The following is a 12,793-nucleotide window of genomic DNA, read 5'->3' on the forward strand; positions in this document are numbered from 1 at the left end:
TCGGTCAGGCGGTGCCGCACGACCCGGCAGCGCTGCCGTGCTTCCCGGAAGCACTGTCGCACCACCGGTCCCGGCCGGGGGCATCCAGCGCCCCCGTACGGCGCGGTCAGGTCCGTTCGGCGGCGGGCGACCACTCCGAGGGGTGAATAATCCCTGGCACGGGACTGAGGGGTACGGCTACGCTCCTGCGCTTCGGGTTCGGCCCTGCCGGTCGGCGGACTGACAAGGTTCAACGAGACGAGGGGGCGTGGGATGCGGCTGTACGCCGCCGTCGCGGTGAGCGGCTTCCGGCGCCACGCCACGTACCGGATGGCCACCGCGGCCGGGGTGTTCACCAATACGGTCTTCGGATTCATCCTCGCCTACACCTTCATCGCCCTCTGGGACGAGCGCCCGCACCTGGGCGGCTACGACCGGGGGCAGGCCCTCACCTTCGTCTGGGTCGGCCAGGCCCTGCTGGCGGCGGTCTCACTGCTCGGCGGCGGATTCGAGCAGGAGTTGCAGGCGCGCATCCGCAACGGCGACATCGCGATCGACCTCTACCGGCCCGCCGACCTCCAGCTGTGGTGGCTCGCCGCCGACCTGGGCCGGGCCGCCTTCCAGCTGCTGGGCCGCGGGGTGGTGCCCCTGACGGCGGGCGCCCTCTGCTTCGAACTCACGCTCCCCCGCGACCCGTTGCGCTGGCTGCTGTTCCTGTGCGCCGTCACCCTGGCCGTCGTCGTCGGCTTCGCGCTGCGCTTCCTGCTGGCGCTCTGCGCCTTCTGGCTCCTCGACGGCGACGGCGTCATCATGATCGGCCAACTGCTGTGCCTCTTCTTCTCCGGCACACTGCTGCCGCTCACCGTCTTCCCCGGCGCCTTCGCCGATGTGGCACAGGCCCTGCCGTGGTCCGCCGTCTTCCAGGTGCCGGTGGACGTGCTGATCGGCCGGTACGCCGGGACGGGCCTGGCGGGCGCGCTCGGCTTCCAGGCCGGCTGGGCCGCGGTGCTGCTGGCCCTGGGCCGGCTGACCCAGGCGCGGGCCACCCGGAAGGCGGTGGTCCAGGGTGGCTGAGCGCATGGCCCTCTGGGCGCACGGCGTCCGCGCGTACCTGCTGATCGCCGGGATGTGGGTGCGCTCGACGATGACGTACCGCGCGTCGTTCGTCCTCATGACGATCGGCAACTGCGTGGCGGGCGGCCTGGACTTCGTCGCCATCCTGCTGATGTTCTCGCACATCGACGCCCTGGGCGGCTTCACCCTCCCCGAGGTCGCGCTGCTCTACGGCGCCACCTGCACCTCGTTCGGCCTCGCCGACCTGATCCTGGGCAACGCGGAACGCGTGGGGCAGCGGGTGCGCGACGGCACGTTCGACACCCTGCTGGTGCGCCCGGTGCCCGTCCTGGCCCAGGTGGCCGCCGACCGCTTCGCGCTGCGCCGGCTGGGCCGGACGAGCCAGGGGCTGGCGGTGCTGGGCTGGGGCGTCGCCTCGGCCGACGTGGCCTGGACGCCGCTCAAGGCGCTGTTCCTGCTGGTGACCGTGGTCGCCGGGGCGGCGATCTTCTGCGCCGTGTTCCTGGCCGGCGCGGCGTTCCAATTCTGGGCGTCCGACGCCTCCGAGGTGGCGAACTCCTTCACGTACGGCGGCGTCACGCTGCTCCAGTACCCGCCGACGGTCTTCGCCCGCGACCTGGTGCGCGGGGTGACGTTCGTCGTCCCGCTCGCCTTCGTCAACTGGCTTCCCGTACTGCGGCTGCTGGGCCGGGACGACCCGTTGCACCTGCCCGGGTGGGTGTCGCTCTGCGGACCGCTGGTGGCGGTGGCGCTGCTCGCGCTCACGGGACTGGTGTGGCGGGCGGGGCTGAGAAGCTACAGGAGCACGGGAAGTTGAGAGTGAACGAGCGGGAAGAACGCGATGAGGAGCTCGATGAGGCGTTCATCGAACTGGACGGCGTGGAGAAGGTCTTCCACGTCCGCAGGCGCGCCGGCCTGCTGCGCCGGGAGCGCCGCGAGGTCCGGGCCGTCGACGGCCTCTCCTTCCGTGTGCCGCGCGGCGAGATCGTCGGCTACATCGGCCCCAACGGCGCCGGCAAGTCCACGACGATCAAGATGCTCACCGGCATCCTGATGCCCAGCGGCGGCCGGCTGCGCGTCGCCGGCATCGACCCGGCCCGCGACCGCACCCGGCTGGCCCGCCGGATCGGCGTCGTCTTCGGGCAGCGCACCACCCTGTGGTGGGACCTGCCGCTGCGCGACTCCTACGGCCTGGTGCGCCGCATGTACCGCATCCCCGACGCCCGTTACCGCGCCAACATGGAACGCTGCGTCGACCTCCTCGACCTGGGCGACCTCCTCGACGTCCCCGTCCGGCAGCTCTCCCTCGGCCAGCGGATGCGCGGCGACATCGCGGCGGCCCTGCTGCACGACCCCGACGTGCTCTACCTGGACGAGCCGACGATCGGTCTCGACGTGGTCAGCAAGGCGAAGGTGCGCGGTTTCCTCCGCGACCTCAACGCCGAGCGCGGCACCACCGTCCTGCTCACCACCCACGATCTGACCGACATCGAGCAGCTGTGCGGCCGGGTGATGGTCATCGACCACGGCCGGCTGGTCTACGACGGCGGGCTGGACGGCCTGCACACCGTGGGGGAGAGCGAACGGATGCTCGTCGTCGACCTCGAACGCGAACTGCCGCCGATCGACGACGTCCCCGGCACCCGCGTGGACCGGGTGGAAGGCCCCCGCCAGTGGCTGGCCTTCCCGGCGGCCCGCAGCGCCGCCCCCATCGTGGCGGCCGTCGCCGAGCGCTACCCCCTGGTCGATCTCTCGGTGCGCGAACCGGACATCGAGCAGGTCATCGCCCGCCTCTACGCCGATCGGCCGAGTCGGTGACGCCGTCAGGCCCTACCCTGTGGTCATGACAAGCGAACGTCCTGAGATGCGGGCCTCCGACGCCGAGCGCGAGCGCGTCGCCGAGGCGCTGCGTACGGCCGTCGCCGAGGGGCGGCTGGACATGGAGGAGTTCGGGGAGCGCCTGGACGCGGCCTACAAGGCCCGGACCCACGCCGACCTCGCCCCCCTCGTCCGTGACCTGCCGGCCGCCGGGACCGAACTCGCCGTCCCCGCCGCGGTGGCCCCCGCCGCCACCGACGAGAGCTGGGAGGGCCGCATCGGCGGAACCCCCTCCTCCAAGGGCGCCGTCGCCGTCATGGGCGGCTTCCGCCGGCACGGCCGCTGGACCGTGCCCCGCGTCTTCACCGCCTTCGCCTTCTGGGGCGGCGGCCAGATCGACCTGCGTCAGGCGCACTTCGAGGGCCGCGAGGTGACGATCCGCTGCATCGCCGTGATGGGCGGCATGGAGATCGTCGTCCCTCCGGATCTGGACGTACAGGTCAACGGCCTGGGCCTGATGGGCGACTTCGACACGAAGGGCACGGGCTCGGGCTCCCCGGGCTCGCCGCGCGTGCGGATCACGGGGTTCGCGTTCTGGGGCGGGGTGGGTGTGACGCGGAAGGAGCGCAGGGAACAGCGGGCACGGATGTCCCTGGAAAAGGGCGAATAGCCTGTCCGGGGTTCGAGGACACGCGCGGAGCGCTTACCCACTCACCCCCTCCAGCCCGTCCGGCGTTTGAGGACGCGTGCCGTAGGTGCGCTCGGGGGTGCGGGGGGCAGAGCCCCCGCAAGAAACGGCGAAAGGGCGGGACAGGGGCACCCCTCCGCCCTCCGGGCGGCTAGAGCGCCGCGTCCACCGGCCGCCCGACAAGCGCACCGAGATCGACGGCCTCGGCCATCCGCTGATACCCCAGATCATTCGGATGCAGCCGATCCCCACTGTCATAAGCGGGCAGCAACCGCTGCGGAGCGGCCGGATCCCGCAACACCCGATCGAAATCCACCACGGAGTCGAACACCCGCCCCGCCCGAATCTCCGCGTTGACGGCCAGCCGCACAGGCTCCTGCCGCGCCGGAACCACCCCCGGATGCCCGCCGAACGGCGTCAGCGTGGAGCCGACGACCACCAGCCCCCGCGCGTGCGCCCGCGCCACCAGCCGCCGCAGCCCGTCGACGATGCGCCGGGCGTCGAGCTGCTGCGGCCGCCGCAGGATGTCGTTCACCCCCAGCTCGACGACGACGGCCCGTACGCCCGTCCGTCCGAGCACGTCCCGGTCGAACCGGTCGAGCGCGCTGGGATTGTTGGGCCGTTCCCGGCCGCCGCGGTTGCTGAGCAGGATGCGGTTGCCGCTGATGCCTTCATTGAGCACGCCGTAGCGCGGAGCGCCCGGCTCGGAACGCAGCCGCGCGGCCAGGAAATCGGTCCAGCGGTGATTGGCACTCATCGTCGAGTTGACGCCGTCGGTGATGGAGTCGCCGATGGCGACGGCCGAGCCCGCCGCCTGCGTCCCCCAGACGTCGAGTCCGGTGACGTACCGCCAGTAGGGCGTCCGGACGGTGTACGGCGTACCGCCCGTGTCCTCCGTCCGGTCGCCGCGCGCGAGCCACGACACCTGCCGGGCGTGCGGATGCAGCGTCACCGGCCCGGACGGGGCGGCCGCGTAGAGGGTGACGAGCAGGTCGGACGCGGGGGCGACGGTGAGCGGCACGGGGTCGCTGACGGCGTCCCCGCCGGCGGGCACGCTCACCGCGCCCCGGCCGCCGAACGACAGCCGCCGCATCGTCCCGGGCACCGCGGCGGCCGTGCCCGGCCCGGCGGAGACGGCGAGCGAGGCGTGGGTGAGGAGCAGCGGCCGGTTGCCGAAGAGATTCGAGAGGTGGATGCGGGCGCCGGTGCCGCCGACGCTGGTGTGGATCACGTTGCGGATGGTCGTCCCGGGGAGCCCGGCCGGTGCCCGCGGGTCCGCGGCGGCGGGCGCGGCGGCCCAGGAACCGGTCCAGCCGCTGACCGCGGCGGGCGCGGCGTCCGGCCGCCGGCGCTGCGGTTCCCCGCCGCCCGTGGTGCCGCCCGCGGTCCCCAGGAAGATCGCCGCGGAGACCAGGGTGACGACGGCCACCAGCGCGGCGAGCAGGGCACCGGCGGTACCGCGGGACAGAGGGGGCCTGGTCATGCGGGAAGTCTCCTGAACGGCGGGCGGACGGAGCGGGATCCAAGCGAGCCGTCGGGGAAGGCGCCCGTGCGGGTGCCGCCGCGGCCCGGTCGCCGGGTCCATGATCCCACGCGGGTCGCGGGGGCTCCGGGCGGCCGGACCACCGGTGCGGACCGGCCGCGACGTGTCAGACGGTGGGAACTACCGGGCCGTTCCCCGAGTCGAGCGGGTAGAGAGAAAAGAGCTTTCCCGAGTGGGACGGGGAAACTTCCGAGAGAACGCGGACGGGTGGTACGGATGAATCGGTCCCGAGAGGACGCGGCGGCGGGCGCCGACGACGGCGGGAAGCCGTCCGGAGGCGGACGGTCCGGTGCGGGGGCGGCGGGGGAGACCGCTGAGACCTCTAAGGCCTCTGAGACGTCTGAGGCCCCTGAGACGTCTGGGGTTCCTGAGGGGGCACCTGGAGACACACCTGAGGAGACGTTCCGGAAGACGCCCGGCGGGGCACCCGGGAAAACGCCCGAAGAGCGGTCCTCCGAGGGAGTGATGCCCGGAGAACCCCGGCCCGGAACGGACCGGCAGACGGGGGCGCCGCCGGGCGGGGGTGGGCCGACGGGCCCGGCCCCGGCCTCGGCCCCAGGCCCGGCCCCGGGCTCATCCTCGTCGAGAGGGACGAGGACACATGGCGGGGCTCCGTTCGCGGGGGCACCCGCCCCCACCCCGCCCGTCGGCTTCACCTACAGCGAGGCCGACGAGCGCAAGCGCCGCGGCGTCCGCCGGATGAAGGCGTTCGCGACCGGTCTGCTGCTCGGCGTCGCCCTCGTCTACGCCCTCGCCACCTGGGCGAAGTCCTCGGGCGCGGGCCCCTGGGCGGGCTATGTGGCCGCCGCCGCGGAGGCGGGCATGGTGGGCGCGCTCGCCGACTGGTTCGCCGTCACCGCGCTGTTCCGCCGCCCGATGGGCCTGCCGATCCCGCACACCGCGATCATTCCGACCAAGAAGGACCAGCTCGGACAGAGCCTCGGCGAGTTCGTCGGCGAGAACTTCCTCTCCGGCGACGTCGTCCGCCGCCGGCTGCGCGCCGTCGGCATCGGTTCCCGCCTCGCCGCCTGGCTCGCCGCCCCCGAACACGCCGACCGGGTGACCGCCGAACTGTCCACCGCCCTGCGCGGCGCCCTGCGCGTCCTCCGCGACGCGGACGTACAGGCGGTGGTCGGCGAGGCCGTCACCCGCCGGGCGGACGCCCAGGAGATCGCCCCGGGCGTCGGCCGGATGCTGGAGCGGATCATCGCCGACGGCGGCCACCACAAGGCCGTCGACCTGGTGTGCGCCCGCGCCCACGACTGGCTGGTCGCACACGGGGACTCGGTGATGCACGCCGTCGCCGGCGGCGCGCCCGGCTGGACGCCGCGCTTCGTCGACCGCAAGGTGGGCGAGCGGGTCTACAAGGAGCTGCTGCGCTTCGTCACCGAGATGCGCGACATGCCCGAACACCCGGCGCGCGGCGCGGTCGACCGCTTCCTCGCCGACTTCGCGCACGACCTCCAGTCCGACCCGGACACCCGGGCGCGGGTGGAGCGGCTGAAGTCGGAGGTCCTGGGCCGCAGTGAGGTGCAGGACCTGATCGCGTCGGCCTGGAGCTCCGTCCGGGCGATGGTGGTGGCCGCCGCCGAGGACGAACGCAGCGAACTGCGGCTCCGCACCCGCACGGCGATCCTCTCCCTGGGCGCCCGGATGACCGCCGACGAACGGCTGCGCGCCAAGGTCGACGGCTGGCTGGAGGACGCGGCCGTGTACGTGGTGACGACGTACCGGGACGAGATCACGTCGTTGATCACGGAGACCGTGGCGGGCTGGGACGCGGAGCAGACGTCCCGCAAGATCGAGGCGCACATCGGACGGGATCTGCAGTTCATCCGCATCAACGGCACGGTGGTGGGCGCGCTGGCGGGGCTGCTCATCTACTCGGCGTCGCGGCTGCTGGGGGCGTGAGGTCCGGATGAGGCGCCCGTCCCGGCTTCAGGCCCGCACTTCTGCCTCCCAGTCGACGCGGAACCGGTGCAGGTGCCCGAACATCCGCTCGGGGTCGGGGAGGCTGAAGGAGCCGGCGTCGGCACCGGTGCCGGCCTTGGCCCGGTTCGTCGCGGCGGCGGCCTGGCCGACGGCCTCCACGCGGGGCCGGCGCAGCCGCTCGTAGGCGGCGAACGCGTCGGGTACGGGCAGGTCCCGCAGGCAGCGGGCGAGTTCGAGGGCGCTCTCGACAGCGAGGGAGGCGCCCTGCCCCGAGCTGGAGGACGGCGCGTGGACGGCGTCGCCGACCAGCACCATCGGCCCGTGGTGCCAGCGCGGCACGGACGGCATGCGCTCCATCGGACCGGTGGCCATCAGGTCCTCCGGCCGCGTCCGGGAGATCAGCGCCTCGCCGGGCACGTGCCCCGCGTACAGCTCGCGCAGCCGGGCCAGCCAGTCGGCGGCGGGGACTCGGGCGACCTCGGCGGTGGTGAGGGGCTCGGTGTGGGGGAGCGCGGCGAACCAGCACACGCGTCCGTCGGGCAGCCGCCAGTGGCCCAGGAAGACCCGCCCGAAGCCGAAGTGCATCACGCCCGGCTCGACCGGGGTGTCCGGTTCCTCGTCGAGGACGCCGCCGAAGCCCAGCACCCCGCCGTACTCGGGCCCGGGCGCGCCCGGGGCGATGAGCGAGCGGACGGTGGACCGGATGCCGTCGGTACCGATCAGCACGTCGGCCTCGGCGGTGCCGCCGTCCGCGAAGAAGGCGGTGACGCCGTGCGGCGTCCGCTCGGCGCCGACGAGCCGGCTGCCGTGGACGACGTGGATGCCACGGGCCACCGCGTGGTCGGACAGCGCCCGGAACAGGTCCGCGCGGCGCATCGCCAGCGTGGGCGGCAGCCCGGGGAAACCGTCGAAGCGGGACAGCCGGCCGCCCCGGCCGTCCTCCAGCGCGACGGAGGGCACCGGGTGCCCCACCGCCTCGACGGCCCGGTGCGCTCCGATGGTCCGCAGCGCCTCCAGCCCGTTGGGAGCGATGGTCAACATCGCCCCGATGCCGTCGGCGGCCGCCGGGCGGGCCTCGTGGACGGTGGCCCGTATACCGGCCTCGGCCAGGGCCAGGGCCGTCACGGGCCCGGCGATGCCCCCGCCGATGACCAGGGCGGTGCGCGCCTTGTGCATGTGCTTCTCCTCGCTGGTGATCGCTGCCTGATTCGATAGTTGCAGTGAAACTAGTATCCAGTCAACTAGTTGCTGGAGTGGAGATACGATCCCCTCATGACGACCCCCGTCCGCGACTCCCCGCTCGCCCTGACCGTGCTGGCACTGCTGCACCAGCAGCCGCTGCACCCGTACGGGATCCAGCGGCTGCTGAGGCAGTGGGGGAAGGACAAGGTCGTCAACGTCGGCCAGCGCGCGAGCCTGTACCGGACGATCGAACGCCTCTGCCAGGCAGGCCTGGTCACCGTCCAGGAGACAGGCCGCGACCAGGCGTACCCCGAGCGCACCGTCTACGCCCTCTCCGACGAGGGCCGCCGGGTCGCACGGGAATGGCTGGACGAGATGCTGGCCGTCCCCCGACAGGAGTTCCCCCGCTTCCCGGCGGCGCTCTCCAACCTGATGATGGCGGCCCCGGACGAGGTGGCGGCGGCGCTCCGACGACGGGCGGACACACTGACCCGCACCCTCAAGGAACTGGACGCCGAACTGGCCGACCAGACCGACGCCTTCCCCCGGGTCACGGCCCTGGAGGCCGAGTACCTGCGCGCGGTGACGGAGGCGGAGGAGCGGTGGATCCGCTCCATCCTGAACGACCTCCGGACGGGCCAGCTGACCTGGACACCGGCTCCCGGCTCGCCCGGTGCCGGCCCGTCCGGCGCTTGAGGACGCGGGCCCCCATCAGCCCCTCCGACGTTTGAGGGCCGCCAGCCCCTCCAGCTGTCCGGCGCGCGAGGACGGTGCAGCCAGCACCGACCCACCCACCCCCGCCGCGCACCCCCCCCAGCCTGTCCGGCGTTTGAGGACAGCGCGTGCAGCGCGCTGCGGGGGTGTGGGGGTGTGGGGGCTTGCCCCGCAAGAAACGGTGAAAGGGCGGGACCGGGGCACCCCAAAAACCACCACGCGACCGCAACGCCTCCCCACGGCCGAAGCCCCCGCACCCCCTCCCGGGCCGACGGACGCCGTCCCGAGCGCCCAAGGCCGGCTCCCCCGCCGCCCGGGCGAACCGCCCGCCGGGCGAAACCGCCCCCACCGCCCGGGGCGATCCCACCGCCCGGGACGAACCCACCGCACGAGGCGGGGCGAAACCGCCACACAAGCAAGACCACCTAGGGTCAACGCCGTGTTGAAGAAACGTCCCACCCTCCTCTGGCTCCTAGCCCCCTACGCGCTCTACCTGGCCACCCTCCCCCTGACGAACCGCGTCCACCCCACCATCCTCGGCCTCCCCTTCCTCTTCTTCTGGCTGCTCCTGGCAACCCTCCTCACCCCAGCCGCCGTCTGGCTCGCCTGGCGCGGCGACCGCAAGCGAGGCCGAGCGTGAACTCCACCAACGCCACCACCGCGACGACCGTCTTCGGCGTCTTCATGGTCCTCACGGTCGCCCTGGGCCTTCTGGCCGTCCGGGGCAGGGGCGGGGGCGGCGGCATCGCCGAGTGGTCGGTCGGCGGCCGCAGCCTCGGCACGGTGATGATCTGGGTGCTGATGGCCGGCGAGGGCTACACCAGCTTCAGCTATCTGGGCGCCGCCGGGTGGGGCTACAACTTCGGCTCGCCCGTCCTCTACGTCATCGCCTACCTGTCCTGCGGGTACGCGATCGGCTACGTCGTCGGCCCGACCCTCTGGTCGTACGCCCGCCGGCACGGCCTCGTCTCGATCACCGACATGGTCGCCCACCGCTACGGCCGCCCCTGGCTCGGAGCCCTGGTCGCGGTACTGGCGACCGTCTGCCTCCTGCCCTACATCCAGCTCCAGATCACGGGCATGGGCGTCGTCGTCTCGACCATCTCCTACGGCGCCATCAGCCTGAACTGGGCCTACTTCATCGCCTTCGCCGTCACCACCGCCTTCGTCGTGGTCAGCGGACTGCGCGGCAGCGCATGGGTCTCGGTACTGAAGGACGTCCTCGTCATCGGCACCCTCGCCTTCCTCGCGATCTACGTCCCGCTGCACCACTTCGACGGCTACGGCCCGTTCCTCGACCGGCTGGTGGCCGAGAAACCGCAGTGGCTCACCCTCAGCGGACACGGCGGCAGCGGACTCGGCGCGACCTGGTTCGCGACCACCAGCTTCCTCAACTCCCTCACCGTCGTCATCTTCCCCACCACGGTGGCCGGTTACCTGGGCGCGCGGAGCGCCGACGCCCTGCGGCGCAACGCCGTCCTGCTGCCGTTCTACAACGTGCTGCTCTTCGTCCCCATGCTGCTGGGCATGGCCGCGATCTTCGTCGTGCCCGGACTGACCGGGGCGGGCTCCAACCTGGCCCTGTTCAAGCTGGTCGTCGACTCGCTGCCGGCCTGGCTGGTCGGGGTGATCGGAGTGGCGGCGGCCCTGTCGTCGATCGTGCCGATGGCGGTGTTCATGCTGGTCATCGGGACGATGTGGGGCCGGAGCGTACTGGGCACCGTGCCCGCCCTCGTGGACCGGCCGCGGCGGCAGCGGTTCGCGGCGCAGACCGTGGTGGTCGTGGCGGGGGCGGCGGCGCTGATCCTGACGTACGCCGCGCCCAACACGCTCGTCAGGCTCTCACTGATCTCGTACGAGGGCATGGCCCAGCTCGTCCCCATGATCCTGCTGGGTCTGGTGTGGCGAAGGATGACGCTGTGGGGTGCGCTGAGCGGACTGGCCGTGGGCGGCGCCCTGGTCTGCGCGCTCGTCTTCACCGAACACGACCCGGTGGGCGGGGTGAACGCGGGGGCGCTGGCGCTCGGCGTGAACCTCGTGGTCGCGCTCGTGGTCTCGTGGCTGGGACCGAAACCGGCGGACGACCGGCCGGACGCCGAGGTACTGGCCTCGGACCCGGGACCCGAGGAGTCCGGGTCGGCCGGGACCGGACGAGTGCCTGCGGCGGAGGGGGCCTGAACGAAACGTGAGTAAGGTCCAAGCGGCTCTGAACAGGGCGGACGATCCCGGCGGCGCCGTTGTCAGTGGGGCCGTCTACTATCGGAACGACTGAAGGACCGACCGGATCGGACCGAGGGGGGAGCATGATGAAGCGCGTCATCCGCACACACATCGCCATGTTCCTCATCCTGTGCGCCGAACTCCTGCTCGCGCAGTGCGGACTGCTGAGCATCCTGATGAGCGCGGTCGCCGTCGCCTCGACGACCGCCGTCGCGGCGGCCCTGACGGTACGCGCCGTCCTCGTGGCGGCGGCCGTCCGCACGGGCCCGCTGACCCCGACCCGAATACGCACCGCGATCCGGGACAGGGAACTGCGTACGGCCTTCCTCGCCCAACGCGACCCCGACGCCAGGGGCCGCCGGCGCCCGAGGGCGCCCGGACGTCTCGTCCTGACGGCCGCGTAGCCGCTCCCCGCCGCTCCGGCGCGGGGCCTCACCGCCCCCTGCCGCGTGCGCGCACCGCCTCCGAAACAGCGGTGCGGCACGGGCGACACACGACGCGCCCTCCCGGCCGAGCCGCTTGACGGCTCGGAGGATGGCCCGTCCCCCGCCGAGCACCGCACGTCGACACCGGCCCCCTCACCCGCCAGGGGCCAGGCCGACGGCGAGGAGCAGCGCGGCTCGTCACGCCGAATCCGGCGGACCGGTGGCTGTGTCGGCTACGACGCCGACTACGACGCAAGGACGACACCACCGGCCCGCCGTACCGAACTCCGGCACGACGAGACCCCCGTGGAGGGCTCCACCATGTCCTTTTTCGCGCCCCTGGGTGCACTCCTGTCCCATGTCGCCGACGCGCTCGAACCCGCCTTCGGGGCCTCGGCGACGGCCGTCACCATCGTCCTGCTCACCCTGTGCGTACGGCTCTGCCTGCACCCCCTGTCCCGGTCCGCCGCCCGCGGCGAACGGGCCAAGGCGGCCCTGGCCCCGCGGCTGGCGGAGCTGAAGCGCAAGCACGGCAAGGACCCGGAACGGCTGCGGCACGCGACGGCGGAGCTGTACGCGGAGACCGGGGTGTCCCCGCTGGCGGGCTGCCTGCCCATGCTCGTCCAACTGCCCGTCTTCTACGTCATGTACCACCTGTTCTCGACCGGATCCGGAGGTGACCTCCTCGACCACACCCTGTTCGGTGCCCCGCTCGGCGGCCGGTGGACGAACGCCCTCGCCGACGGCGGCCCGCTGGGCTCGCACGGCCTCGTCTACCTGGCCCTGTTCGCCGTGGTGGCCGCCGTCGCCACCTGGACGTTCCGTCGCGCCCGCCGGACGGCCGCCACGACGCCGCTCCCCGCCACCACCGACGACTCCGTCCCGGGCGCGGAGGCGGTCGCCCTGGTGGCGCGGATCTCGCCGTTCCTGTCCTTCGCCACTCTGATCACCGTGGCGGTCGTACCGCTCGCCGCGGCCCTGTACGTGGTGACGACGACGCTGTGGACGGCGGCGGAACGGGCGTACCTCCACCGGGGCGGGACCGGTCCGGCGGCCGGTCCGGCGACCGCTCCGGCGGCCGCTCCGGCAGCTGCCGAAGCCGCACCGGCCCCCCGCCGCCCCCGTCCCGCGACCGGGTGAACGGACGGACGGCGACGGCCGTCCGAAGGCCGGTCGTCGCCGTCCACAGGCCGAAACGCCACTTGCCGACCGCCCCCC

Annotated in this window: 12 protein-coding genes; 10 read left to right on the top strand and 2 right to left on the bottom strand. The window is 73.2% G+C overall.

Features of this window, described 5'->3' with window-relative positions:
• Window positions 1-252 precede the first annotated feature (252 nt).
• Genes ACH4PU_RS26795 through ACH4PU_RS26810 form a run of 4 tightly spaced genes read left to right on the top strand, consistent with a single transcriptional unit; the run spans window position 253 to window position 3,541 of the window.
• Window positions 253-1,053 (top strand): ABC transporter permease, encoded by an 801-nt coding sequence (locus ACH4PU_RS26795; RefSeq protein WP_398277073.1) that lies wholly within the window; start codon window positions 253-255, stop codon window positions 1,051-1,053.
• 4 nt (window positions 1,054-1,057) lie between these two features.
• Window positions 1,058-1,870: an ABC transporter permease gene (locus ACH4PU_RS26800; RefSeq protein WP_398277249.1), complete on the top strand. Its 813-nt coding sequence runs from the start codon at window positions 1,058-1,060 to the stop codon at window positions 1,868-1,870.
• 2 nt (window positions 1,871-1,872) lie between these two features.
• A complete protein-coding gene (locus ACH4PU_RS26805) occupies window positions 1,873-2,871 on the top strand; it encodes an ATP-binding cassette domain-containing protein (protein ID WP_398277076.1) in 999 nt (332 codons plus the stop codon).
• A 25-nt stretch (window positions 2,872-2,896) separates the two neighbouring features.
• Window positions 2,897-3,541, top strand: a complete 645-nt coding sequence (locus ACH4PU_RS26810; RefSeq protein ID WP_398277079.1) for a DUF1707 domain-containing protein — start codon at window positions 2,897-2,899, stop codon at window positions 3,539-3,541.
• Between the two features lie 169 nt (window positions 3,542-3,710).
• On the opposite strand, the gene ACH4PU_RS26815 is transcribed toward ACH4PU_RS26810, so the two are convergent.
• Entirely contained in the window at window positions 3,711-5,042 is a 1,332-nt protein-coding gene (locus ACH4PU_RS26815) for an SGNH/GDSL hydrolase family protein (protein WP_398277082.1), read from the bottom strand.
• 525 nt (window positions 5,043-5,567) lie between these two features.
• Between ACH4PU_RS26815 and ACH4PU_RS26820 the strand changes: the two genes are divergently transcribed.
• Complete coding sequence (locus tag ACH4PU_RS26820) at window positions 5,568-7,013, top strand: DUF445 domain-containing protein (RefSeq protein WP_398277085.1); 1,446 nt, start codon at window positions 5,568-5,570, stop codon at window positions 7,011-7,013.
• Window positions 7,014-7,040: 27 nt separating this feature from the next.
• On the opposite strand, the gene ACH4PU_RS26825 is transcribed toward ACH4PU_RS26820, so the two are convergent.
• A complete protein-coding gene (locus ACH4PU_RS26825; RefSeq protein ID WP_398277088.1) occupies window positions 7,041-8,210 on the bottom strand; it encodes an FAD-dependent oxidoreductase in 1,170 nt (389 codons plus the stop codon).
• A 96-nt stretch (window positions 8,211-8,306) separates the two neighbouring features.
• Between ACH4PU_RS26825 and ACH4PU_RS26830 the strand changes: the two genes are divergently transcribed.
• The 5 genes from ACH4PU_RS26830 (at window position 8,307) to ACH4PU_RS26850 (ending at window position 12,715) form a co-directional block, all read left to right on the top strand.
• Window positions 8,307-8,912 carry a PadR family transcriptional regulator gene (locus ACH4PU_RS26830; RefSeq protein ID WP_398277091.1) on the top strand — a complete coding sequence of 202 codons (606 nt, stop codon included), beginning with the start codon at window positions 8,307-8,309 and terminating at the stop codon, window positions 8,910-8,912.
• 457 nt (window positions 8,913-9,369) lie between these two features.
• Window positions 9,370-9,570: a DUF3311 domain-containing protein gene (locus tag ACH4PU_RS26835; RefSeq protein ID WP_398277094.1), complete on the top strand. Its 201-nt coding sequence runs from the start codon at window positions 9,370-9,372 to the stop codon at window positions 9,568-9,570.
• Between the two features lie 44 nt (window positions 9,571-9,614).
• Window positions 9,615-11,108 (top strand): sodium:solute symporter, encoded by a 1,494-nt coding sequence (locus tag ACH4PU_RS26840; RefSeq protein ID WP_398277252.1) that lies wholly within the window; start codon window positions 9,615-9,617, stop codon window positions 11,106-11,108.
• Window positions 11,109-11,236: 128 nt separating this feature from the next.
• Window positions 11,237-11,554 (top strand): DUF6412 domain-containing protein, encoded by a 318-nt coding sequence (locus tag ACH4PU_RS26845; RefSeq protein ID WP_185944256.1) that lies wholly within the window; start codon window positions 11,237-11,239, stop codon window positions 11,552-11,554.
• A gap of 342 nt (window positions 11,555-11,896) precedes the next feature.
• The gene (locus tag ACH4PU_RS26850) at window positions 11,897-12,715 is read left to right on the top strand and encodes a YidC/Oxa1 family membrane protein insertase (protein WP_398277097.1); all 819 of its coding nucleotides are present in this window, start codon (window positions 11,897-11,899) and stop codon (window positions 12,713-12,715) included.
• Window positions 12,716-12,793: the final 78 nt, after the last annotated feature.

The sequence above is a fragment of the Streptomyces sp. NPDC021100 genome (assembly GCF_044333095.1).
In the GTDB taxonomy this organism is placed as follows: domain Bacteria; phylum Actinomycetota; class Actinomycetes; order Streptomycetales; family Streptomycetaceae; genus Streptomyces.

Bases quoted from the DNA above. Each gene is read 5' to 3' on its own strand.
- ACH4PU_RS26810 (WP_398277079.1), top strand. From the start codon at position 2,897: ATGACAAGCGAACGTCCTGAGATGCGGGCCTCCGACGCCGAGCGCGAG.
- ACH4PU_RS26845 (WP_185944256.1), top strand. From the start codon at position 11,237: ATGAAGCGCGTCATCCGCACACACATCGCCATGTTCCTCATCCTGTGC.
- ACH4PU_RS26830 (WP_398277091.1), top strand. From the start codon at position 8,307: ATGACGACCCCCGTCCGCGACTCCCCGCTCGCCCTGACCGTGCTGGCA.
- ACH4PU_RS26825 (WP_398277088.1), bottom strand. From the start codon at position 8,210: ATGCACAAGGCGCGCACCGCCCTGGTCATCGGCGGGGGCATCGCCGGG.
- ACH4PU_RS26850 (WP_398277097.1), top strand. From the start codon at position 11,897: ATGTCCTTTTTCGCGCCCCTGGGTGCACTCCTGTCCCATGTCGCCGAC.
- ACH4PU_RS26795 (WP_398277073.1), top strand. From the start codon at position 253: ATGCGGCTGTACGCCGCCGTCGCGGTGAGCGGCTTCCGGCGCCACGCC.
- ACH4PU_RS26800 (WP_398277249.1), top strand. From the start codon at position 1,058: ATGGCCCTCTGGGCGCACGGCGTCCGCGCGTACCTGCTGATCGCCGGG.
- ACH4PU_RS26840 (WP_398277252.1), top strand. From the start codon at position 9,615: ATGGTCCTCACGGTCGCCCTGGGCCTTCTGGCCGTCCGGGGCAGGGGC.
- ACH4PU_RS26820 (WP_398277085.1), top strand. From the start codon at position 5,568: ATGCCCGGAGAACCCCGGCCCGGAACGGACCGGCAGACGGGGGCGCCG.
- ACH4PU_RS26815 (WP_398277082.1), bottom strand. From the start codon at position 5,042: ATGACCAGGCCCCCTCTGTCCCGCGGTACCGCCGGTGCCCTGCTCGCC.